The 22,218-nt window shown below is 69.2% G+C and carries 18 protein-coding genes; 8 read left to right on the top strand and 10 right to left on the bottom strand.

Going from position 1 to position 22,218, the window contains the following annotated elements; translation table 11 throughout:
• Positions 1–3: 3 nt before the first annotated feature.
• From ACQPXD_RS34715 to ACQPXD_RS34705, 3 genes are read right to left on the bottom strand one after another with little or no spacing between them, the layout of a single operon-like run.
• Entirely contained in the window at positions 4–942 is a 939-nt protein-coding gene (locus ACQPXD_RS34715) for an alpha/beta fold hydrolase (protein WP_432825546.1), read from the bottom strand.
• Positions 939–1,763 (bottom strand): fumarylacetoacetate hydrolase family protein, encoded by an 825-nt coding sequence (locus ACQPXD_RS34710; protein WP_432825545.1) that lies wholly within the window; start codon positions 1,761–1,763, stop codon positions 939–941. Before ACQPXD_RS34710 ends, ACQPXD_RS34715 begins: the two co-directional genes overlap by 4 nt.
• Positions 1,760–4,354: a CaiB/BaiF CoA transferase family protein gene (locus tag ACQPXD_RS34705; RefSeq protein ID WP_432825544.1), complete on the bottom strand. Its 2,595-nt coding sequence runs from the start codon at positions 4,352–4,354 to the stop codon at positions 1,760–1,762. The genes ACQPXD_RS34710 and ACQPXD_RS34705 overlap by 4 nt, the downstream gene beginning before the upstream one ends.
• A gap of 75 nt (positions 4,355–4,429) precedes the next feature.
• Between ACQPXD_RS34705 and ACQPXD_RS34700 the strand changes: the two genes are divergently transcribed.
• The 4 genes from ACQPXD_RS34700 to ACQPXD_RS34685 all read left to right on the top strand — a co-directional run bounded on the left by ACQPXD_RS34700 (position 4,430) and on the right by ACQPXD_RS34685 (position 8,328).
• Positions 4,430–5,317 (top strand): GntR family transcriptional regulator, encoded by an 888-nt coding sequence (locus ACQPXD_RS34700; protein WP_432825543.1) that lies wholly within the window; start codon positions 4,430–4,432, stop codon positions 5,315–5,317.
• Positions 5,318–5,323: 6 nt separating this feature from the next.
• Positions 5,324–5,731 (top strand): Zn-ribbon domain-containing OB-fold protein, encoded by a 408-nt coding sequence (locus ACQPXD_RS34695; RefSeq protein ID WP_432825542.1) that lies wholly within the window; start codon positions 5,324–5,326, stop codon positions 5,729–5,731.
• 51 nt (positions 5,732–5,782) lie between these two features.
• Complete coding sequence (locus ACQPXD_RS34690) at positions 5,783–6,913, top strand: thiolase family protein (protein WP_432825541.1); 1,131 nt, start codon at positions 5,783–5,785, stop codon at positions 6,911–6,913.
• Between the two features lie 167 nt (positions 6,914–7,080).
• A complete protein-coding gene (locus tag ACQPXD_RS34685) occupies positions 7,081–8,328 on the top strand; it encodes an amidohydrolase family protein (RefSeq protein WP_432825540.1) in 1,248 nt (415 codons plus the stop codon).
• A gap of 54 nt (positions 8,329–8,382) precedes the next feature.
• On the opposite strand, the gene ACQPXD_RS34680 is transcribed toward ACQPXD_RS34685, so the two are convergent.
• The 3 genes from ACQPXD_RS34680 to ACQPXD_RS34670 are packed head-to-tail and all read right to left on the bottom strand — an operon-like array spanning position 8,383 to position 13,403.
• A complete protein-coding gene (locus tag ACQPXD_RS34680) occupies positions 8,383–9,693 on the bottom strand; it encodes an aspartate aminotransferase family protein (protein ID WP_432825539.1) in 1,311 nt (436 codons plus the stop codon).
• A gap of 17 nt (positions 9,694–9,710) precedes the next feature.
• Entirely contained in the window at positions 9,711–11,744 is a 2,034-nt protein-coding gene (locus ACQPXD_RS34675) for a hydantoinase/oxoprolinase family protein (RefSeq protein WP_432825538.1), read from the bottom strand.
• Between the two features lie 3 nt (positions 11,745–11,747).
• A complete protein-coding gene (locus ACQPXD_RS34670; RefSeq protein WP_432825537.1) occupies positions 11,748–13,403 on the bottom strand; it encodes a hydantoinase B/oxoprolinase family protein in 1,656 nt (551 codons plus the stop codon).
• A gap of 135 nt (positions 13,404–13,538) precedes the next feature.
• Between ACQPXD_RS34670 and ACQPXD_RS34665 the strand changes: the two genes are divergently transcribed.
• Positions 13,539–14,348 carry a 3-keto-5-aminohexanoate cleavage protein gene (locus tag ACQPXD_RS34665; protein WP_432825536.1) on the top strand — a complete coding sequence of 270 codons (810 nt, stop codon included), beginning with the start codon at positions 13,539–13,541 and terminating at the stop codon, positions 14,346–14,348.
• A gap of 88 nt (positions 14,349–14,436) precedes the next feature.
• Here the strand turns inward: ACQPXD_RS34665 and ACQPXD_RS34660 are convergent, their stop codons facing one another.
• Positions 14,437–15,630: an LLM class flavin-dependent oxidoreductase gene (locus tag ACQPXD_RS34660; RefSeq protein WP_432825535.1), complete on the bottom strand. Its 1,194-nt coding sequence runs from the start codon at positions 15,628–15,630 to the stop codon at positions 14,437–14,439.
• Between the two features lie 242 nt (positions 15,631–15,872).
• Between ACQPXD_RS34660 and ACQPXD_RS34655 the strand changes: the two genes are divergently transcribed.
• Genes ACQPXD_RS34655 through ACQPXD_RS34645 form a run of 3 tightly spaced genes read left to right on the top strand, consistent with a single transcriptional unit; the run spans position 15,873 to position 18,982 of the window.
• Complete coding sequence (locus ACQPXD_RS34655; protein ID WP_432825534.1) at positions 15,873–16,787, top strand: LLM class F420-dependent oxidoreductase; 915 nt, start codon at positions 15,873–15,875, stop codon at positions 16,785–16,787.
• Positions 16,774–17,637, top strand: a complete 864-nt coding sequence (locus ACQPXD_RS34650; RefSeq protein WP_432825533.1) for an SMP-30/gluconolactonase/LRE family protein — start codon at positions 16,774–16,776, stop codon at positions 17,635–17,637. The genes ACQPXD_RS34655 and ACQPXD_RS34650 overlap by 14 nt, the downstream gene beginning before the upstream one ends.
• Before the next feature lie 7 nt (positions 17,638–17,644).
• Complete coding sequence (locus ACQPXD_RS34645; protein ID WP_432825532.1) at positions 17,645–18,982, top strand: LLM class flavin-dependent oxidoreductase; 1,338 nt, start codon at positions 17,645–17,647, stop codon at positions 18,980–18,982.
• Positions 18,983–19,031: 49 nt separating this feature from the next.
• Here the strand turns inward: ACQPXD_RS34645 and ACQPXD_RS34640 are convergent, their stop codons facing one another.
• The 3 genes from ACQPXD_RS34640 to ACQPXD_RS34630 are packed head-to-tail and all read right to left on the bottom strand — an operon-like array spanning position 19,032 to position 22,210.
• The gene (locus ACQPXD_RS34640) at positions 19,032–19,949 is read right to left on the bottom strand and encodes an SDR family NAD(P)-dependent oxidoreductase (protein WP_432825531.1); all 918 of its coding nucleotides are present in this window, start codon (positions 19,947–19,949) and stop codon (positions 19,032–19,034) included.
• A 29-nt stretch (positions 19,950–19,978) separates the two neighbouring features.
• On the bottom strand, positions 19,979–21,325 hold the full coding sequence (locus ACQPXD_RS34635; protein WP_432825530.1) for a hypothetical protein: 1,347 nt from the start codon (positions 21,323–21,325) through the stop codon (positions 19,979–19,981).
• Between the two features lie 12 nt (positions 21,326–21,337).
• A complete protein-coding gene (locus ACQPXD_RS34630; protein WP_432825529.1) occupies positions 21,338–22,210 on the bottom strand; it encodes an alpha/beta fold hydrolase in 873 nt (290 codons plus the stop codon).
• Positions 22,211–22,218 lie beyond the last annotated feature (8 nt).

Below are 22,218 nucleotides of genomic sequence, written 5' to 3'. Positions count from 1 at the left end.
CCATCAGCGCTGGGGCGTCGGCAATACCGGCGGGATCGACAGCCCTTCCAGGCCGGTCGGCGTCAGCACGCTGAGCGGGGCGCTGTGCCAGATCGACCCCGGCGGGGTGAGCTTTGGGTTGGCGGTGAACTGCTCGACCAGCCAGTACAGCTCGGCCGGGCGCTCGGTGGTGACCCCGTGCCCTGAGGCGATCTCGACGTATCTAGAATTATCGATGGCGCCGAAGAGTAGCCTGCTGTGATGGATCGGGGCCGTCTTGTCGTAGGTTGCGCCGACGACGAGTGCCGGAGCCTGCACCCGATAGGCGTGGGCGGCGACGTCGATCGTCCGGTTGAGTTCCATCTGCGCGCGCCATCCGGGACCGGCGCCGATCCTTGCCCGGAAGCTGGCGACGAGCGCGTCGATCTCCGCGGGCAACCGCTTCGACAGGTAGGGAGCGCCGAACGTGGTGAAGACGAGGAACTGGGCGAGCGCGTCGAGGTCCGATGCGTGCAGGGTCAACGCGATTCGGTTCCGCAGTGACTGTTCGCGGTCGGTGGTGAGCCAGCCCGCGACCAAGACGAGCGTGTCGATCAGCTCGGGGGCGTCGCTCGCCACCACCGTCGCCACGACCGCGCCGAGCGAGTAGCCCAGCAAGGTGACCGGTTCGCCGGGTGCGACGGTCCTGATCACGGCTTCCACCTGCGCGGCGAACTGTTGCAACGTCGGGGTCGCGGCTCCGGGCGGATCGGTGAGGTCCACGCCGATGACCCGCCTGCGGAAGGCGAGCATCGGCAGTAGATCGGCGAAGTGTGTGCCGGTCGTACCGCCGGTGCCGTGAACGAGGACGATCGGTGCGCCGCCGCGGCCGGGGCCGTCGCCGGTGTCGACGTACCGGACCTCCAGCGGGCCGGCGATGACCGCGCCGCCGCGCAGGCCCCGCACTCCGTCGAAGACGCTCATTCGGTGCCTCCCTTCGGGCCGCCCACGAACGTGTTGTGCAGGACGCCGACGCCCTCCACCTCGCACTCGACGGTGTCGCCCTCGTCGACGAGCACCGGCCCCACAGTGCCCAGGCTGATGACATCGCCGGCGGTCAGCGTGAGCACGTGGGAGGCGTAGCTCACGACGTCCGCCACCGGAAACTTGAAGCGGCTCGTCGACCCGCGCTGACGTTCTTGGCCATTGACGCGGGTGATGATGTCCAGGCCGTCCCGGATCATCTCCTCCGTAACAGCGGTCTCGATCCACGGACCGATCGGGCAGAACGTGTCGAACGACTTTGCCAGCGAGGCACCGCTGACCAGCTTCGGCAGCTCCGCCGGCCATTCCCCGCTCGGATGCAGCAGCTCCGGCGCGGTGACGTCGTTGACCACGGTGAACCCTGCGATCGAGTCCCATGCGTCGCGAGGACTGACGGACCGGGCGGTGCGACCGATCACGACGGCCAGCTCGGCCTCCGCGGCGAGCCTGCCCCGGAGCAGGCCCGGCACGACCACCGGCGACTGGTCTGCGCCGGGCCCGGCCCCTGTTGCCTTGACGGCGAGGTGGGGCGGGTGATCCACGACGTCCTCGGGGCTTTGCCGGAATGCCCGCCACATCACCAGTACGGTTCGCGGAACCGTGGGGCTCAGCAACTCCACCTCGTCGAGCGGTACCGGATCGGCACCGGGATGTGGCTGGCCGCCGAACGCGTCACCGAGCAGCGGCCGGAATGTGGCGCCTTCCAGCCAGCCGTGGTGAACTGCCCGGCCTCCGACGCGGGCGCGCGCGAGCCGCGTCATAGCGCGCCCTGTGCACGAAGCTCGGCGATTTCGGCGCGGTCGAGCTTGAGGATCTCCGCCAGGACGTAGTCGGTGTCCTGCCCGTAGTTGGGCCCGGAGCGATTCCAGCGACCGCCGATGTAGGTGGGTGTCTCGGAGAAGTGGGTGGGGTGTTCCTTGACCGGCCACCTGCCCAGCTCGGCCTGCTCGAGCTCGACGAGCCAACCGAGGTGGGCCAGCTGAGGATCGCGCTCCACGCGGTCCTCGGCGCTCTGGCAGACACCGGCCGGGACTCGCCGCTGCTGCAGGGCGGCCATCAGCTCGAACCCGTCCCACGCGGCGGTCGCCGAGCCGACGAGTTCGTCCAGGGCATCCTGGTGCCGCAACCGCCCGGAGAGGTCCGCGAACCGTTCGTCCGATGCCCAGCCCGGCAGGTCGAGGACCTCGGCGAGCGCCCGCCACTGGTCGTCGTCGAAGGCCGCGAGCGCGATCCAGCGGTCGTCCCCCGTGGTGCGGTAGGCGCCGTGTGGTGCGGCCCGCTTGTACGGCGAGCGATTGCCGTATCGCGACCAGCGGCGCTCGTTGACGGCATGGTCGAGCACGGCGGTACCGGTGAGGTAGAGGCCCGTCTCGCCCTGGGAGGCGTCGATGTGGCAGCCTTCTCCGGTCACGTCGCGCCGGTAGAGCGCCGCCAGCATGGCGGTGGCCATGTTGTAGGCGCCGAACCAGTCGAGGTGCGAATAGCCGATGCCGGCCGGCGGAAACGGCTCAGGGAGTCCCGACATCTCGCTGATGCCCGAGATGGCCTGCGCGCTCGGGCCGAACGTGCGCGCCCGGCCGTATGTCCCGAACTCGCCCAGGCCGCTCTGCTGGACGTAGATGATGTCCGGGTTCAGCTCCCTGAGCCGTTCGTAGCCCAGCCCCATGCGGGCCATCGTCCCGGGTGAGAACCCCTCCACCACCATGTCGGCATCGCGGATGAGCTCCTCCAGCAGTTCACGGCCGCGCGGGTGCTTGAGGTTCAGCGACATACCGAGTTTGCCCGCGTTGATCTCCATGAAGGACCCGCTGCGGTTCGGGTTGCCGGTGGTCCCGGTGATCTGCGGGGTGGGCAGCGCCGAGGTGGCCCGTTCTCGTTCCGGGCGGCCTCCGGGCGGGCAGGCGCCGAGCGGGCTGAACCGCATCCGGTCCGGGCGGCTGAGGTGCTCGACCTTGATGACCTCGGCGCCCATGGCGCTCAGGAACCGCCCAGCCCCGGCGCTGGCCAGCATCCAGCTCAGATCGACGACCCGGATGCCGGCGAGGGCGAACGGTTTGCCGCGCCGGCTGGTTGGCGCCTGCGCCGGTGCGCGGTCCGCTGTGGAGATGCGTTCGTGCCCGGGGCGCCCGACGAGCCACTCGTGCGCCACCTGCTCGGTGTGCTCGCCGACCAGCGGCGGGCGCGGCCCGCGCCGCCAGGGCATTCCCTCGGTCACCCACTTGCCGCCGACGTAGAGGAACGTTTCGTCCAGTTCGGGATGGTGTACCTCGAAGAATGCGCCGCGTTGCAGCCAGTGCGGATCGACCGCGTTCTCCTCCGGGCGGCGGATGGGCGTCCATGGCAGGTCGAGGGCCTGCGCCTCCCGCCAGAGATCGCGGTCGAAGCACAGCTGCCCGATCAGCTTGTCGACCGTCGCCGCCAGGTGGTCCCGCGCCTCGGTCGTGTCCCGGTAGTCGGTGGCGTACCTGGGCTCGTCCAGGTCGCCCTCGAGGCCGTACTTGCGCAGCAGCGCGACGGTGTTGTCCCACTCGTCGTTCTGCGACCTGACGTAGGTGCGGTAGGGCAGCAGATAGCGGCCGTCCTTGGTGATGGCGAGCGCGGGGCTGCGGGTGGTCGTGGTCGAATGCCGGCAGGTGAGCCGGCGGTGGGTCTGGCGCAGGAATATCCAGTCGGGCACGTCGGTCTCGGTGTTCTGGCTGACCGCCTCGTGCACGCTGGTCGACAAAGCCTGGCCGTGTCCGCTGCGCAGCCGGTAGGTCAGCGCCGCGAGGATCGACATGGCGGTCATCTCGCCGGCGAGGTGATACGCCTGCCACATCTGCGGTGCCACGGGCGGGGTCTCGTAGAAGCCGGCCGGATCCGGGTCGTAGCCGCAGTTCATCATCACCCCGCCCAGGGCGAGGTGGACGAGATCGCTGCCTTCGTAGTCGGCCCACGGTCCTGTGTCGCCGAACGGACTGATCCGCGTGTAGATGAGGCGCGGGTTGTCCGCTCGGAGCCGGTCGTAGCCGAGGCCGCGGTCCGCCAGGTATGTGCGGGGCCGACTGTCGATGAGCACGTCGGCCGCCGCGACGAGCCGGGCGAAGGACTCCTGCCCGGCGGGGTCGTCGAGGTCCAGCGTCACCGACCGCTTCGCGAGGTTGTAGTGCCAGAAGTACAGGCTGCGGTCGGGATGCGGCACGTCCTTGTAGAAGGGGCCGTAGCCGCGCGTCACCTCGCCACCGGGCGGCTCCACCCGCACGACGTCGGCGCCCAGGCCGGCGAGCACCTTGCCGCAGTACTCGCCGAGCTCGGCACCGATTTCGAGCACCCGGACGCCGCCGAGGAACCCGTCGAACTCCGTACCGCTCATCCGCTCCTCGCAACCTGCCGTGCCGTTCACTTCGCGCCTCGGCATCGCACCAATCCGACGTATGAGATACCGTACATGAGATGTTCGTTCGGGCCTAGTGCCTCCGGCGCCGTGATCACTGCGCCGAAGCCGCGGGCCGGGCCGCATGGCCGCCATGTGATATCTGGTATATTGCGAAGTCTTCCCGGCGACGCCGCGCAAGGTTGGAAAGGTTGTCCGCTCTTGATGTCTCCGTCTGACGCCCGCTCGGGAGCGTCTCCTGTCGCGTTCGCGCCGTTGGTCGCTCGGCCGGACAACCTCACTTCGCTGGTCTTCGCCGCGATCCGCGACAAGATCGTCGATGCGTCATTGCCGCCCGGCAGCTCCGTGAGCGAGGCCACGCTCGCCGCGCAGCTGAACGTGAGCAAGACGCCGGTGCGCGAGGCGCTCCTGCGGCTGCGGCACATCGGGCTCGTCGAGCCCACCAGTCGCGGTCTGCGCGTGATCGAGCCGTCGGTCAAGTTGATTCGCGACGCCTTCGAGTTCCGGGCGGACGTCGAGGCGATCGCGGGGCGATATGCCGCCGCCCGCTCGGGCGTGGACGCGCGGGAGGAGATCGAGCGGGCCGCGCAGGCGTCGCTGGACGCCGCTCACGAGGGGCGCACCGACGGCTTTCTGGCGAGTGATCGTCACTTCCACATGGCCGTCGCCGGCGCCGCCGGCAACGATGTGCTCGCCCAGACGGCGGAGAACTCATTCGTGCTGACGCAGGCGCTCAGGCAACGAGACGTGGCCCTGGAGCGTGACTTCGTCCCGGACGCGGAGGAGCATGTCGGTATCGCGGACGCGATCCGCGGCGGTGACCAGCAGCTGGCGAGCGCCCGGCTGGCCGAGCACATCCTCCGCATCATGGCGCAGCTGCTGGATGCCTTCCCGGGCACGACCCCGGCGGGCGCGACGCCGCGCCGCCGCGCGGCCGGCTGAGCCGCCGTGGACACCGCGATCGGGCGGCCCGTGCCCAGGCCGACCAGGCTCACCAAGCCGTTCTGGGACGCGTGCCGGGAGCGCCGGCTGCTGGTCCAGCGCTGCGCGGCCTGCACGGGATACGTGTTCCTGCCGCAGGCGTTCTGCTCGCACTGCCAGAGCACCGATCTGGCCTGGGTCGAGAGCTCGGGGCGCGGGGCCATCGTCACCTTCACCGTGGTGTGGCGGCCGCAGACGCCCGCATTCGACGCGCCGTACGTCGTCGCCGCCGTCCGGCTGGACGAGGGCCACGAAATGTTGACCAACATCGTCGGCGCCGGTCCGGAGGAGATCCGGTTCGGCGCCCCAGTCCGGGTGAGCTTCATGGACGTCTCCCCGGAAATCACCCTGCCCTGTTTCGAGCTGGATCGGTAGGCGACGCATCCGCCGCTTCCCTCCGGCTGTGCTCATCCGAAGGGTTGTGCCATGCCATCGTCGGCCCGCCGGGCTGTCATCGTCGGTGCCTTCAACACGCGGCAGGCGCGTGTCCTGGAAGGCGAGACCTCCGATTCGATCACCTTGACCGCGATCCGCGGCGCGCTCGACGACGCGGGCCTGCGGGTCGCCGACGTCGACGGGCTCAACGTGCTTCCCGGCCTGGACTACCTCAACGGTTCGCGGGTGTTCGGGTATGCCCTGGGCATTCCGTACTTCTGGGTCGGGCGAGCCGCCCCGGGGCCGGCTTCGGTCGTCGAGGCCGCGCACGCCATCGAGGCCGGAGTCTGTGACACGGTCGTGCTGGCGGCCGGGGAGGCCGGGATTCACACCGACCGCGCCGCCGTCGCGCCGTGGACCCGGCCGTCCAACGAGTTCATCGAGTGCTGGGGCTTGATGACGCCGGCCGAGTTCGCGCTGTCGGCCCGGGAGTACATGTGGCGGTACTCCGTAGACCCGGTCCAGATCGCGTACATCGCCGCGGTGATCCGCAACAACGGGTCGCGCAACCCGGAGGCGGTCTACCACGGCCGAGGGCCGTTCACCGCGGAGGACATCCTGGCCTCGCGGATGATTGCCGAGCCCTACCACCTGCTCGACTGCGCGATGACGGCCGAGGGCGGTTCGGCCCTCGTGATGACCACGGCCGAGCGGGCGCGTGACCTCAGCGGCCGGGGCGTCCACGTCCTGGGCGGCGGCTCGGAGAGCTGGGGCCCGTCGTACACGCATCCGCCCACCTACGAACGGGTCGGAATGCTGGGGCGCCGCGCGGGGGACCGGGCGTTCGCGCAGGCCGGGCTGGCCCGGTCCGATGTGGACGTTTTCGAGCTGTACGACAACTTCTCCTGGGAGATCATCCGGTACTTCGAGGCGCTGCGGTACTGCGAGGTCGGCGAAGGCGCGGCGTTTGTCGCGGACGGCGCGATCGAAATCGGCGGCGACTACCCGATCGTGACCGACGGGGGAACGATGTCGCATTCGCACACGGGAGAGTCGCAACGGCACCAGCGGGTCGTGCAGGCCGTGCGCCAGCTTCGCGGGACGAGCGCGGCGAACCAGGTCGCGGACGCGCGCGTGGCGCTCGTCGCGGCGCTCGGCGACATCGTGCTGCTCGGTGCATGAGGCACCCCGGCATCGCGTCGATCGGCCCTGCGGCACGCGCTCGCGCTTTCGACGTATGAGATATCGGTATATCATACGTCAGTAGCTCAGGGTGTCCCGCTCCGTCGCGTCGACTTCCGCGGCGTGCCGATCGTGGACGACCGACCCGCGACCGAGAGAGGTTCCGCATGACCGCCGCTGACCTGCCCATGATCATCAGCGTTGACGATCACATCATCGAGCCGCCGGGGCTGTTCGAACGGTGGTTGCCGCGCAAGTACCACGAACGCGCCCCTCGCGTCGAGCGGCGCCTGATCAGCCGGGAGTCGAAGCTGTTCAACGGTCTCGTCGAGGACCCCGACGGCATTCCGGGTGACGTGTGGCTGTTCGGCTCCTCCGCGTACGTCCTGCGGCGGCCGATCCTCATCCTCAAGGACGTCGAGACCACGGCCGCCATGCGTGGCAACGAGCCGGCCACGTACGACGAGATGCACCCGGCCTGCTACGACCCCAGCGCACGGCTGGAGGTGATGACGAGCCAGCACGTCGAGGCTTCCCTCGCGTTCCCGACCTTCCCGCGCTTCTGCGGGCAGGCCCTGAGCGAGCAGACGACCGACGACCGCGAGTTCGGGCTGGCCTGCGTGCGGGCCTACAACGACTTCATGGTGGAGGAGTGGTGCGGCGACTCGGGCGGCCGGCTCATTCCCCTGCCCGTCGTGCCGCTGTGGGATGCGGGCCTTGCCGCACAGGAGGTGCGGCGCAACGCGGCGCGCGGCGTCCGTGCGGTCGCCTTCAGCGAGATCGTCGGGCACCTCGGCTTCGACAGCATCCACGACAGCAACTGGGACCCCTTCTTCGCGGCCTGTGAAGAGACCGGCACCGTGATCTGCATGCACATCGGCTCGTCGTCGAAGATGATGCCGATGCCCCCCGGCGCCCCCGACGTCGTCGCCACGACTCTGCAGTTCTCCAACTCGTACGCCTCCATCGCTGACTTCGTGTTCGCCGGCATCCTCGCGCGGTTCCCCGCGCTCAAGCTGGCGTACTCCGAAGGCCAGGCCGGCTGGCTGCCCTACGCGATGGAACGGATGGACCACGCGTACCTGCACCACACCTGGGGACACGGTGAGGAACCGATGCCCGAGCTGCCGTCCGCCTACATCCGTCGCAACGTCTTCGGCTGCATCTTCGCCGACCGCCACGCCATCGAGCAGGCGTCCAAGATCGGTGTGCACAACCTGATGTTCGAGGTCGACTTCCCGCACGCCGACGGGCCGTATCCGCATACGTACGAGCACATCAGCCAGCAGTTCGAGGGGATCGACCCCGAGACCACCTATCGGATCCTGCGAGGCAACGCCATCCGGCTCTTCGACCTCGATCTCGATCGCGACCGTCACGAGTCGCCGCAGGCGGCCGCGGTCTCCGGGTCCTGACCTGAGCGGCCGGGCAGGGGAGCGGCTCACGCTTCCCCGCCCGGCCCTCGATGGCTACTCGCCGGTCAAGAGGCCGGCGTGCACCGTGACGACCTCGTCGAGCGCCGACACGAAGGCGTCGTGGTCCGCCGGCTCGAGCGCGACGGACAGCGCCAGGTAGCCACGGCGAGCGAAGTAGAACCCGCGCGCCATCATCTCGAGGTGGAGCAGGGCCCGTTTCGGCTCGGCGGGGCCCGGGTCGCCCGGCGCTGTGACGGGCGTACGCCGGAAGTGGATCCCGATGATGGAACCGATTCCGGTGGCCTGCATCGCGACGCCCTTGCTGGCGAACAGGGAATTCAAGCGGTCGCGCAGTTCGTCCCCGCGCCGGTTGTGCGCGACCGCGACCTCAGGCGTGAACACCTCGCGGAGTCCGGCCGCCCCGGCCGCCATGGTCAGCGTGTTGTTGTTGAAGGTTCCCGGGTGAGCGAGGCCGCCGCTTCGCCCGGGGTCGTAGCGTTCCATCAGGTGCTGCGCGCCACCGAAGGCGCCGAAGCTGAACCCGCCGCCCAGATACTTGCCGAAGGTCGTGATGTCGGGCCGGATCCCGTGGACCTGCTGCAGGCCGCCGGGCGACAGCCGGGAGGTCATCACCTCGTCGAACATCAGCAGGACGCCCGCCTGCTCGGTGGCATCCCGAAGCGCCCGGAGGAATTCGGGCGTGCCCGGGATCGCGCCGGCCCCGCCGAGCATCGGTTCGACGAGGACGCCGGCCAGCTCGTGCCGATGCCGGTCGATGAGCGAGACGGCGCCCTCGGCATCGTTGAACGCACCGACCACGAACGGAAACGGTACGTTGACCGGCGAGGCACCTCGGAAGCTCAACACGCTGCCGTGATAGCCGCCGTTGAAGACGAGGACATGGGTCCGTCCGGTGATCGCGCGGGCGGTCGCGATCGCCATCAGGTTCGCCTCGGTGCCGGAGTTGGTGAAGCGCAGCAGTTCCACGGCCGGAAAACGCACCTTGATCAGGGACGCCAGCTCGGCCTCGTGCTCGTTCGGGCCGCCGAAGGCGATGCCGGCGTCGAGCGCATGGCGTGCGGCCGCCATGATGGCCGGGTGCGAGTGGCCGTACAGCCCCGCCGAGTACTCACCCAGGAAATCGAGGTACGTGTGGTTGTCGATGTCCGTCAGTCGCTGCCCCTGCCCTGAGGCGAACGCGACGGGGAATGGGCTGTAGTACAGCGACGTCCGGGTGTTGCCCCCGGGCATCGCGGTGGCCGCCGCTCGATGGCGGCGCTCGCTGTTGGGGTTCGCCGCGGCGAAGGCTTGCTCCACCCGGCGCAGTGCCGTTGCCAGCGCCGGGTCCGCGTCCGTCTGCAGCATTTGATTCCTTTCCGTGGTCAGCTCAGATCCACGTCGAGCCAACCGTGCGGAGTCACGACCGCACGCTCGCCCGGCCGGATGAGTACCGTGGTCGTCGGAGATTCCAGGAGCGCCGGGCCTTCGACCCGCATCCCGGGCGGCAGCTCGTCCAGCGCATGCACCGGGACCTCGCTCCATTCGCCGAGGTACACCCGTCGCCGCTTCGGTTCCGCCGGCGTCGGCGCCGTCCGGCGCAGCGGCTCGGCGCGCAGCTCGGGCAGCTTGCCGACCACCGCCGTCCGGGCGTTCACGACGACGACCTCCTGCCCGGGGGCGTTGTACGCGTAGAGCTCCGCGTGACGTTTGTGGAACCGCTCGACGATGCGGTCGACGACATCGGCCGCGTCGAGGTCGATGCCGTCGATCGGCACGGTGATCTCGTAGATCTGTTCCCCGTATCGCATGTCCAGCGCCCGGCGCACTTCGATCTCACCCGGGAAGCCATTGAGCCGGGTGCGCCCCTCCAGCTCCAGGCGGTCCAGGACCTGGCGCAGCGCTTCCGGCGTCATCGAGGACGCCTCGTTCACGTGCGACCGCACCATCTCGTAGCGGAGGTCCGTCGCGAGCATGCCCCAGGCCGACAGCACAGACGCGACGTTGGGAACGATCACTCGCTCGATCTCCAGCAGCCGAGCCACCTGGGTCACGTGCAGCCCGGCCGCCCCGCCGAACGAGACCAGGGCGAAGCGACGAGGATCCACACCGCGGCGCACGGACACGATGCGGATCCCCTCCGCCATCGCGGTGTTCACCACCCTCGAGATTCCCTCGGCCGTCTCGATCGGGGTGGTCCCCAGCTCCCTGCCCACCGCCGCGACGGCGGCCTCGGCGGCGGCCACGTCGAGCTTCATCCGTCCGCCGAGGAAGTTGCCGGGGTCGAGGAAGCCGAGCACGACGTTGGCGTCGGTGACGGTCGCGGCCGTGCCGCCCCGGCCGTAACACGCGGGGCCCGGTGCCGCTCCGGCGCTCTCCGGTCCGACGTGCAGGATGCGGCCGGCCACGCGTGCGATCGAGCCGCCGCCCGCACCGAGGGTGTGGATGTCGAGGGTGGGCAGTGAGACCTTCGCGATACCGACCTGTTTCTGGTCGGTCAGCTGCGCCTCCGCGTCCTGCAGGAGCGCGATGTCGGTGCTCGTACCGCCCATGTCGAAGGTGATCAGGTTGCCCTCACCGAGGAGCCGGGCCGCGCGGGTCGCCGCGGCGATGCCGCCGGCCGGCCCCGACAGCACCGCACCGGCGGCGAGACGGCTCGAGTCGTCGATGGTGGCGAGGCCGCCGTGCGAATGCATGATCATTACCTCGCCGGCGTAGCCGGCTTCGCGCAGCTGCCCGGCCAGCCGCGACAGGTATGTGGCGAGGACGGGCCCGACGTAGGCGTTCACGACGGTGGTCCAGACCCGCTCGTACTCCTTGATCTGCGGCAGGACCTCGGACGAGAGCGACACATATGTTCCGGGCAGCTGCTCGGCGAGGGCTTGACCCGTCCGTGCCTCGTGCTCGGCGTTGCGATACGAGTGCAGATAGCAGACCGCGATGGCGTCGACGCCGAGCTTCGCCGCCGCCTGGACCGCTTCGGCGAGGGACTCGGCGGTGAGCGGGGTGGCCGCCGTGCCGTCGTAGCGCATGCGTTCCTTGACGCCGATGCGCCGGGCGCGCGGCACGAGCGGTGCCGGGGGAGCCATCCGCACGTTGTAGCGGTCGTCCTTCAGCCCCTCCCGCATCTCGATGACGTCGCGATGTCCCTCGGTCGTGAGCAGGGCGACTTTCGCGCCCTTGCTCTCCAGCAGGGCGTTGGTCGCCACGGTCGTGCCGTGCACGATGCGTTCGGTTCGTGCGAGCAACTCGGCCCGGTCCAGGCCGAGCTCGCCGGCGAGTACGGTGAGCCCCTCAAGCAGGCCTGCCGCGGGATCGTGCGGCGTGGACGACGACTTGGCGATGGCGATGCGCCCCTGGTCGTCGACGGCGGCGAGGTCGGTGAAGGTGCCGCCGATGTCAATGCCGATGCGGTACATAGGTCAACCCCTCGCGGCCGGTTGTTCGGTGACAAAGCCGTTGGCGAGATCCGCGTCGCGGGAACCCGCCGATCGCTCGGCGGGTTCCCCGTAACCGCCGCCGCCCGCCGCTTCGACGAGGAAGACGTCGTCGGGCAGCACCGGGATGTCGACCTCCTTGGTCTTGAGCGTGCGGACGGTGCCGCCGGAGAAGAGGCGGTACCGGTGCGGCTGCCCGTCGTGTCCGCCGAGGATGCCGTAGGAGGGGTGCCGGATCCCGTCGCCTGCGGTGTTGGCGACGGCGGGTTCGGTCGTCTCCATGCGAAGCCGCAGCACCGACCCGGCGCCGCCGCGATACTTGCCGTCGCCGAACGAGTCCGGGCGGAACTCATGGTGCTCGAAGAAGAGCGGGAAGCGGGTCTCGGCCACTTCCACCGAGCCGAACTTGGAGCCGCCCATCGCCTGGCCCTCGCCCGCGGTTTCCCAGCCGTCGCCGGCCGGCGATGCACCGGCGCCCGGGCGCGCGTGGAAGAGGTGCCAGATGAACTGCCGCTGCGTGCGCGGGTTCACGCCCTTGATGGCGATGCGGAAACGCCGGCCCCAGCCGGCGAAGACGCGGTCGGGGCAGGACTGCGCGATGGCCTTGATGACCGACTCGGCGATCTCCTGGGCGCAGTGGTTCGTCGCGAGCGTGACCGGCGCCGGCGGGGCGGCCCAGACCACCGTGCCTTGCTTGGCGATGACATCGACCGCTCGAAAGGTTCCCGAGTTCTTGGGCGTGCGGGGCTCGATGAGGAAGGCGACCGCCATGTGTACGGCCGACATCATGTTCGGGTACGACGAGTTGATGAATCCCGTCACCTGCGGATGGGAGTCGCTGAGGTCGACGGTAAGCGCGTCGCCGCGCACCGTCACCTCGGCGCGGATGTGGATGTCGCTCGTGCCGTGACCGTCGTCGTCCAGGATCGCCTCGCCGTGGAAGACACCGTCCTGCCAGGTGCTGATGCAGGCGCGGGTCTCCCGCTCGGCGCTGTCGAGGATCTGCTCGATCGACTCCGTCACCGTCTCGGTGCCGTATTCCGCGAGCAGCTGCAGCATCCGGCGCTCCCCGACGTGCGCGGAGCCGATCATCGCGCGCAGGTCGCCGAGGAAATCGTCGGCGTGCCGGACGTTCGTCGCGATCATCTGCATGACGTCGTCGCGGATTTCCCCCGCGTCGTACAGCTTCAGGGGGGTGATGCGGATGCCTTCCTGCCAGATCTCGGTCGCCGCCGGGTTGTAGGCGCCATGCGTCGAGCCGCCGATGTCGCTCTGGTGTGAGCGGTTGATCGACCAGAACATCAGCCGGTCCTCGAAGAAGACCGGCACGAACGCGGTGAGGTCCGGCAGGTGGTTGCCGCCGTGGTAGGGATCGTTGAGCAGGTAGACATCCCCGGGCCGGACGCGGTCGGTGAAGAACTCGGCGACCGCGCGCACCGCCCACGGCATCGACCCCACGTGGATCGGCACGTGTTCGGCCTGCGCGACGAGCCGGCAACGGCTGTCCACGATGGCCGTGGAGAAGTCGCGGCTGGAGTTGAGGATCTGGGAGTAGGCGGTGCGCAGCATCGCCTCCCCCATCTCCTGGACGATGGCCTCGAGGCGGTGCGTGACGACGGAGACGGTGATCGGGTCGGCCACGGTTGGCAACTCTCTGTGGGTGGCAATGTTGAGATATCATACTCCAGATATCGTACGTGTGAAGCGGCGTCGGCGAGCGGCCTGAAAGCGGGACCGCCGCGCCGGCCGCGAGTGGATGGAGGAGCGAACCAGCCGATGAGCGTCATCATCACCGTCGCGCCGACCGGGCCGATCGCCTCGAAGGCCGACAATCCGTACCTGCCGACCCAGCCGCAGGAGATCGCCGATCAGGTCGCGGCCGCCTACGACGCCGGGGCCGCGGTCGCGCACATCCACCTGCGCGACGAACAGGACAAGCCGACAGCCGACCTTGACGTGGCGCGGCGCACCATGGACCTCATTGCCCAGCGGTGCCCGATTCTCATCCAGCTGTCAACCGGCGTCGGCCTGTCGGTGCCGTTCGAGGAGCGCGAGGCGTTGGTCGAGCTGCGCCCCACGATGGCCACCCTGAATCCATGCAGCATGAGCTTCGCCGACGGCGAGTTCCGCAATCCTCCACTCGGCGTTCGCCGGCTGGCGGCCCGGATGCGGGAGCTGGGCGTCAAACCGGAGCTGGAGATCTACGACACCGGTCACCTGGAGGCATGCCTGCGGTTGCTGGACGAAGGGCTGCTGGTCCAGCCGTTGCAGTTCAGCATCGTCCTCGGTGTCCGGGGCGGGATGGCGGCCACCGCGGACAACCTGCTGATGATGGTCCGGCGGTTGCCGCCCGGGGCCGCCTGGCAGGTGATCGCCATCGGCAAGGCCAACCTGGAACTGACCGCGATCGGGCTCGCGCTGGGCGGCAACTGCCGCGCCGGCCTCGAAGACGCGCTCTACCTGCGCAAGGGTGAATTGGCCAACGGCAACGTCGGCCTGGTGTCCCGGGCCCGCACGCTCGCCGAGGATCTCGACCTTGAGATCGCGACCGTCGAGCAGGCCCGCGCGGCGCTGCAATTGCGCTGACCGCGGGATCGCCGCGAGTCGCCGGTCAGCACGGCGCCGCGGGCGCTGCCGACATCGTTGTTCGGCAGCGCCCGCGGCGAACGGTGGTTCAGAAGCCCAGCCGGGTGGGCGTCTCGTCCGCGACGAACGCGGCGTGCCCCGGGCCGGTCGCCGCGCCGCGCATGCTGGGGTCCAGCGAAGCGGGTATGGCCTGCAGACGCGGCAGCACCTCGGTCGCGAACAACCGCATCGACCGCTCCGCCTGCTCGGCCGGCATGGTGCCGAACTTGAAGTTGAGCACGAACTCCTCGGCACTGGTCATGCGCTGGATCGTCTGGAGCTTGTCGAACACCTGCTCCGGCGTTCCCCAGGCTTGCGGCCGCGCGCTCTTCTCGACGATCACGTCGTCGCTGGCCACGGTTTCGCCAAGCTTCGCGTACTGCTCGTACCCCTTGGTGTTGCGGAAGCGCTCGACGTCGTCGAACTGGTAGTGCAGCCGGCTGCTTCGCGACGACTCGAGCGAGTGCCGGGACATCGCATCCCATGCCTCGTGCTCGGTCTCGAAGCACGCCGCCCGGACGACGACGACCGGCTGTACCGGCGCCCATCCGCGTTCGGCGCGGACGCTGTTGAAGGCGGCGACGTCCTGTCCGTAGTCGTCCCAGCTCTTCTGGTTCGTCATCAGCATGCCGAGGCCGGCGTTGGCCGCCACCGGCAGCGTCTCGGGACTGCTCCATGCGATCCGCATGCCGTCGATGATCGCCTGCGGGTTGCGGAAGGTCGGCCGGATGGTCGTCTGGGGAATCTTGTAGTACTCGCCGTCGTAGGAGAACCACTCCTGCTGGAGCGCCCGGCGCAGCACCTCGAGCGACTCGTTGAACCTGCCGCGCGCCTCGCCCATCGGCACCCGGAAGGCATCGAACTCGCGGATCGCGGCGCCCCGCCCCACGCCGAGTGTGAGCCGGCGGCCCTGCAGGAGGTTGTCCAGCACGCTGACCTGGTCGGCGATCACGAGCGGGTCGTACCAGGGCAGCACGACGATCATGGTCCCGAAGTCGATCCGGCTGGTCTTCCCGGCGAAGTACGTCAGGTGCTGCAGCGCGCCGCCGGTCATGACGTACGGAGTGAAGTGGTGATCGATCGCCCAATAGGAATCGAAGCCGAGCGGCTCGACGAGGCCGGCGAGGTGGATCTCCTCCTCGTAGATCTGCTGATCGCTGACCTTGGGCGGGTCGGGCCTCTTCTCCAGGAACCGTTCCCAGTCCGTGTAATTCTGCCAGTTGAACTGGACGCCAACGCGCATCGGACCACTTCCCTCGAAAATTCGAATGAGACTTGAATCTGGCGGCACCGCGAAGCTAGCACGGTGGATGGTGAGTGTCGAGGGACGCGCGTGTCATCGCGGAGGGTGGCGAGCGGGCCCTGGCGCCGCGACTTGACGGGGCGTGCGAGTGGACCTAGCTTGAGCGCATCGCCAAAAGTCAAATGTCAGTAGAAAATGGTGGTGGCTCGGCGCGCTCGCCCGGGCCCGAGAGAGGGAAGCGCGTGAAGATCGGAGTTCAGTTCTTCGTCACCGGCTACACGGTCGACGCGGCAACCCTGGCACGGGCGCTGGAGGACGCCGGTTTCGAGTCGTTCTGGGCACCCGAGCACACCGTGCTTCCCACCAAGCCGGCGACGCCGTACCCCATGACCGGTGGCGCGATTCCGGCCGTCTACGGCCAGATGGCCGATCCGTTCGTCCTGCTGAGTTTCGTCGGCGCCGCGACCACGACACTCAAGCTGGGCACCGGCGTCTGCCTCGTCCCCGAACACCACCCGCTCATCCTCGCCAAGTCGGTGAGCACGTTGGACAACTTCTCCGGCGGACGGGTCCTCTTCGGCATCGGCACCGGCTGGCTGCGCGAGGTCACCGAACTCTTCAACACCGCCGCCGACACGCCCTGGCGGTACACGCGAGAAGCGGTCGAGGCGATGAAGCGGCTCTGGCGCGACGGATCCGCCGGCTACGACGGTGAGCTCGTCAAGTTTCCCGATGTCATCTGCGACCCCTTGCCGGTACAGCGACCGCATCCGCCGGTGATCATCGGAGCGCGCCCATCCGAAGCCGCGTTCAAACGGATCGCCGCCTGGGGCGACGGATGGATCGCGATGGGGGTCACCCCGGAAGACGTCGCCGCCGGGCGACGCGCCATCACCGCGGAGTGCGAACGCATCGGACGCGACCCGGCGAGCATCGAGATCTCGGTCGGAGTCCGGGACGCGAGCCCGCCGATCCAGCACGTCTTCGAGGACGCGGGTGCCGACCGGCTGATCGTGCTGCTTTACAACCATCCGGGTGTGCCGCTGCCGATGGATCGCTGGGCCGAGGCGGGGATGGCCGGCCTCGCCGCCGATCCACCGGCCGCCGCCGACACGCTGCGAGCCGTCGAAGAAGTGCACCGCCTTGCGCGGCTCTGACGTCCCACCCGGGCTGCTTCTCGACGGGTTGCGATTCGCGGAAGCGCCCCGCTGGCACGACGGCCGGCTGTGGTTCTCCGACATCTTCGCCCAGCGAGTGATGACCGTCGACGAGGCCGGCCGTGCGGACGTCGTGCTGCAGCTCAGCGGCAAGGACCTGCCGTGCGGGCTCGGCTTTCTCCCGGACGGAACGCTGCTCGTCGCGAACATGGGCCATCCGGAGATCCTCGCGCTGGACCGGGGCGGGTCCCTCCGGGTGCATGCCGACCTCTCGGAGTTCGCCGTCGGTGGCCTCAACGACATGGTCGTGGACGGATTCGGCCGTGCGTACGTAGGTTCCATCGGGACCCACAACGCGTATGCGCCCCGGCCGCTGCACGGCGACGGCAACATCATCCTGGTCGAACCCCACGGCGCCGCACGAGTGGTGGCGGAGGAGATGGATGCGCCGAACGGGCCCTGCATCACGCCCGACGGCAGCCAGTACATCGTCGCGGAGTTTCCCGCTTCCCGGCTCATCGGATTCGACCGTGCCGGCGACGGATCACTCACGAATCGCCGGGTCTGGGCCGACCTGCGGCCGGGAAGCGCGGACGGGATCTCGGTCGACGTCGAAAACGGCGTCTGGGTCGCGTCGCCGCGCGAGCACGAGTGCCGCCGGGTGCTCGAGGGCGGCACCGTGACTGCCCGGGTGCATGTGGGGCCGAAGATGCCTCTCGCATGCTGCCTCGGTGGCTCCGACGGCCGTACGTTGTTCATCCTGAGCGCGGTGGGGGACGAGGAAAGCATCCGCCGGCGGACCAACAGCTCCGTCATCGAAACGACGCGAGTCCGCGTCCCGGCTTGGTGATCGAGCGATGCGGTTCGGCCTGTACTTCGTGCACCAGCTGCCTCGGCCCTGGGCCGACGGCGCCGAGCTGAACCTGTTCCACGAAGGGCTCGCGCAGGTCGAGCTCGCCGACCGACTCGGTATCGACTATGCGTGGGTGCCCGAGCAGCACTTCCTCGAGGAGTATTCGCACTCGTCGGCGCCCGAGGTCTTTCTCGCCGCGGCCAGTCAACGGACCTCACGGATCCGTCTGGGCCACGGCGTCATCCTGATGCCACCCGGCTACAACGCCCCGGCGCGGGTGGCCGAGCGGGTCGCCACGATGGACCTGGTATCGAACGGCAGGGTCGAGTTCGGCGTCGGCGACTCGAAGTCCCGGATGGAAATCGAAGGCTTCGGGATCACGCCGGACGATCGGCGAGCGATGTCGCTCGAGGCGTTGGAACAGGTCGCGGACATGCTCACGATGGAGCCCTACCCGGGCTTCGAAGGCCAGTACTTCTCGATGCCCGCTCGCAACGTGGTGCCGAAGCCGGCGCAGCGGCCCCACCCGCCGCTGTGGATGGCGTGCTCGGACGATGCGTCAATCCGCCTCGCCGCCAGGTTGGGCGTCGGCGCGCTCGCGCACGGGTTCCACGACCCGGACGAGGCGGCAAGGGTGGTCGAGGACTACTACGAGACCTTCAAACGCGAGTGCGTCCCCATCGGTCATGCCGTCAACCCGAATGTCGCCATGCTCAACCCGTTCTACTGCCATGCCGATGGACACATCGCTGCCCAACGGGGGACCGAGGCGGCAGGCTTCTTCACGTTTGCCGTGCGGCACTACTACAGCTTCGGCCGGCACCGCCCGGGGCGGTCGGACCTCTGGGAGCGATATCTCGCGGTACGCGAGCGATTCGGCGGAGAGTTGCCGTTGCGCGGCTCGCACGCCATCGGCACCCCCGAAGAGATCGCCGCACATCTTCGGGCGTTCGAGGAGGCCGGCGTCGACCAGACGATCTTCGCGCACCAGGCCGGCCGGATGGACCACGAGCAGGTCTGCGAATCGCTGCGGCTGTTCGGCCGGGACGTGCTCCCCGGGTTCGCGGCGCGGGCAGTCGAGCAGCGACGTCGCAAGCAACAGGAACTGGAGCCATACGTAGCGGCCGCGCTGCGCCGGAAAGCGTTGATGCGGGCCGAACGCGGGCACCGGGCCATCCCTGCGTGCGACGCGTACGGGCTCGGCCGAGCCGATGCGGATCTCGCGGCTCTGCCAGAAGCGATTCGCGAGCAGGTCGCGGAGCTGCAGCGGATGAAGAGGATCGCGCTGCGGCTGGATTCCGAGATCGAGGACGGGATCACGGGGGAGACCCGGCCGACCTGAGGAACCGGCCCGCTGCCGACAACCGCCTGTGGCGGCAGCGGGCCGCCTCCTAGATCGACATTCCGCCACCCATGTCGACCATCGTGCCGGTCATGCAGCTCGCGGCGTCCGAGGCGAGAAAGGCGACCATGTTGGCGACCTCCTCCGGGAGTTCGTAGCGCTGGATGGCGGTCCGAGCCCGGGGATACAGCGTCTCCGCCACGTCCGTGGGCACCGGCCGGTTCGGGCCCCACATGGATCCGGCGTTCACGCCTAGCACCTGAATGCCGTGGTGGGCGACCTCCTTGCCCAGAAACCTCGTGAACGTCGCGAGGCCCGCCTTCAGCGATCCGTACAGGGTGAGACGAGGCATCGCGGACAGGCCCGCCTCCGAGCCGATGTTGATGATGCGACCGCTGGCCTGCGGGATCATGTAGTCCAGGACGACGCGGGAGCAGTAGAGCGTGCCGACGAGCGTGCCTTGGACCGATCGGTCGATGTCCTCTCGCGTCATCGTGGCGAAGTCGCCGTTGGCCGTGTCCGCCGCGTTGTTCACGAGAATGTCGATACCGCCCAGGCGGTCATGGCATCGGGCGAGCACGTCCTGCACGCTGTCCCAGTGCATGACGTCGCCATAGACCGGGAAGACGTTGGCGCCCCACTTCTTCGCCGCCTGCTGCGCGACACCCTCCGCGTCCGGTAGCGCCGCCCACCGTTGCCGGCCGGAGCGTTGGGCAGCGTCCGGCTCGAGGTCGACGACGGCGACGTCGGCGCCGAGCCCGGCCAGCCGGTTCACACACGCCTGGCCCAGGTTGAGCCCGGCGCCACCGGTGACGACGGCCTTCTTCCCGGTCAGGTCGAGCAGCTCCGGCACCCGCTTGTCGATGGTGTCCAGCGGGATGCGGTCCTCGTCCCACCAGTATCCCGAATCGGCCTCGCCCCGGGCGACGTGCCGTTGTAGCGTTTCGTGCATGTAGTCCCTCGGCACGAGGTCCTCCTCTATGCTGCGACCGCCGATCAGGCGGTTGTGATGAGCGCACCGCGGATGAGCGGGCAGAAGATGGAGAAAGCGACCGGGTTCAGGTTGGCGCCGACCTCGGCGCGTCCGCGCCAGTGGAAGATGCATGGGAACCGGTCGCGGCCGGTACCGCTGGCGACGCTGACGTCGGGCATCCGATGCGTGACGGCGCCGATCGCCTCGAAGAACCGCCCGGCGAGGCTCAGCTCCGGGTGGGCGAGTTCCATGGCAACGAGTTCATGCACGTTGGCACCGATCTCGTCCTCGGCCAGTTGTCGACGTGCGTCGCCCGGCGCTATCGGTTCGGCGAATCGCTGCGCCCAATCGTTGAACCAGGCCGCGTATGGGCGGTCGGGGAGCTCCGATCTATGGTCGAACGGTCGGTAGGTGCTGGTGCGTGATCCGTTCGACAAGGCGATGCCGGCGAGCTGGGCCTGCCGTTGCCAGGGTAACCGCGGCTCGATGAGGAGCGGTACGCCGAGTCGATCGCGGTAGCCGGGGGGCTGCCGGGTAAAGCGCGGCAGCGAAGCGACGTACGCCTCGGCGCTGATGCCGAGCTCGTTGTGGAAGCCCAGACGGAGGTAGGTGGCGGTGATCGAACGCCACGCGGCGGCGGGATCTGGTTTCGTCCGCGCCTTGGCAGGCGCTGCTGCGCCGGGTCGGATCGGCATGCTGGCCCCGGCGTCGGCGGCGCTCCGGCGGGGAGCGGCCGGTCGGCCGGACGAGCGGGCGCCAAGAACCGAACCATGATCCGCGGGCTCCAGGTCATAGGCGACGAGCAGCGACCCGTCCACCGGTTCCTCGTTGCCTAAGCCCTCAGCTATCTCGCTGCCGTCGAACCGTGCGGCGACCAGCCGGCCGTCCAGGCGGCTGCCGATGCGCGCCCAGGTGGACCGCTCGTCCAGATAGCGCCCGGTGAACACCTTGCTGTCCTGACTCGCCACGATGTACTCGTTCAGGCTCAGCAGGGTCCGCTGCTCCTTCGCCAGCCGCTCGACGAGCTGAGGCTCCTCGGTGCCGCGGTAAGGCGCGTCGATGGCCGCGTCGTAGTCGAACCAGCCGGAGCGGTCACCGTCGTTGGTGAAAGCGTTGTCCGGGTGGGCGGCGTAGCTGCGCATGCTCGGGAAGATGGCTGCCAGCAGCCGGCGGTTGGCCGGGGTGGCCAGCTCCGGCGGCAGGTAGCTCACCCACCGCTGGCTCGCGGTCAGATCCGCCAAATGGCCCGGGTCGTAGGGGCAGGGCGGTACGTCGAAGGTCCACGAGATCGCCGCGCCACGCGCGCTCCAGATAGCGCGAAAGGTGTCCGTGAGCTCGTCGGGCGACTTCGGGATCGAGGGCCGGTCCATGTGCGGGCCGGGCTAGTGGAGGTCGCTCGATGTCAAGGTACGCCTCGCGTTGCGCACGACCGCCTCGATGATCTGTGGTTGCGCGCCGAGCGGAATCTCGTGTCCCATGCCGGCGATCACGACCAACTTCGCGCCGGGTATGGCGGCCGCGGTCGCCTTCCCGCAACTCGGTGTCATGACCGGATCGCTGTCTCCGTGGATGACGACCGTGGGCAACCGCAGCTGCCGAAGTGCTTCCGTCCGGTCGCCGGTCGCAGCGATGGCGGCACGGTGGCGCTGTTTGCCCGCCGGGTAGTTGGCCCGGTCGAAGGCCGCGGCGGCGCGGCGGCGCACCCGCGGCTCGTCGAAGGAGAAGCCTCCGCCCGCCAGGAGACGAGCGCGGGCGACGGCGCTGCGCACGGCGTCATCGCGTGTCTCCGGCTCGGTGGCGGTCACCGCGCCGAGCGCCCGGGGATCGGCCGCGTTGACGCCGGGCGCGCCGGTCGTGGACATGATGGAGCATAAGGAGAGCACCTGGTCGGGATATCGGATCGCCATCGCCTGCGCGATCATGCCGCCCATGGACGCGCCGACGACGTGTGCACGCGCGATGCCGAGCGTGGCGAGCAGGCCAATCCCGTCCGCGGCCATGTCATAAAGCGTGTAGGCCCCGTCTTCGGTGCCCGAGGTTCCCGGCTCGCACCTCGTCGAGAGGCCGGTGTCGCGGTTGTCGTATCGGATGACGTAGAACCCCTGGTCTGCGAACGCCTGACAGAACTCCGGTTCCCATGCCGTGAGCTGAACCCCGAGGCCCATGATGAGCAGCATCGCGGGACGGGCGGGGTCGCCAAAGGTCTCGTAGCAGATCTCGATGCCGTTGGCCCTCGCCACGCCCGTACGCGTCATGCGGGTGA

The sequence above is a fragment of the Dactylosporangium sp. CA-092794 genome (genome assembly GCF_050948465.1).
Taxonomy (GTDB): domain Bacteria; phylum Actinomycetota; class Actinomycetes; order Mycobacteriales; family Micromonosporaceae; genus Dactylosporangium.
This window is presented reverse-complemented; position numbering and strand designations above follow the sequence as displayed.

Coding starts and splice junctions, on each gene's coding strand:
- ACQPXD_RS34715 (WP_432825546.1), bottom strand. CDS start 942: ATGAGCGTCTTCGACGGAGTGCGGGGCCTGCGCGGCGGCGCGGTCATC.
- ACQPXD_RS34710 (WP_432825545.1), bottom strand. CDS start 1,763: ATGACGCGGCTCGCGCGCGCCCGCGTCGGAGGCCGGGCAGTTCACCAC.
- ACQPXD_RS34705 (WP_432825544.1), bottom strand. CDS start 4,354: ATGAGCGGTACGGAGTTCGACGGGTTCCTCGGCGGCGTCCGGGTGCTC.
- ACQPXD_RS34700 (WP_432825543.1), top strand. CDS start 4,430: ATGAGATGTTCGTTCGGGCCTAGTGCCTCCGGCGCCGTGATCACTGCG.
- ACQPXD_RS34690 (WP_432825541.1), top strand. CDS start 5,783: ATGCCATCGTCGGCCCGCCGGGCTGTCATCGTCGGTGCCTTCAACACG.
- ACQPXD_RS34685 (WP_432825540.1), top strand. CDS start 7,081: ATGACCGCCGCTGACCTGCCCATGATCATCAGCGTTGACGATCACATC.
- ACQPXD_RS34680 (WP_432825539.1), bottom strand. CDS start 9,693: ATGCTGCAGACGGACGCGGACCCGGCGCTGGCAACGGCACTGCGCCGG.
- ACQPXD_RS34675 (WP_432825538.1), bottom strand. CDS start 11,744: ATGTACCGCATCGGCATTGACATCGGCGGCACCTTCACCGACCTCGCC.
- ACQPXD_RS34665 (WP_432825536.1), top strand. CDS start 13,539: ATGAGCGTCATCATCACCGTCGCGCCGACCGGGCCGATCGCCTCGAAG.
- ACQPXD_RS34660 (WP_432825535.1), bottom strand. CDS start 15,630: ATGCGCGTTGGCGTCCAGTTCAACTGGCAGAATTACACGGACTGGGAA.
- ACQPXD_RS34645 (WP_432825532.1), top strand. CDS start 17,645: ATGCGGTTCGGCCTGTACTTCGTGCACCAGCTGCCTCGGCCCTGGGCC.
- ACQPXD_RS34635 (WP_432825530.1), bottom strand. CDS start 21,325: ATGGACCGGCCCTCGATCCCGAAGTCGCCCGACGAGCTCACGGACACC.
- ACQPXD_RS34630 (WP_432825529.1), bottom strand. CDS start 22,210: ATGACGCGTACGGGCGTGGCGAGGGCCAACGGCATCGAGATCTGCTAC.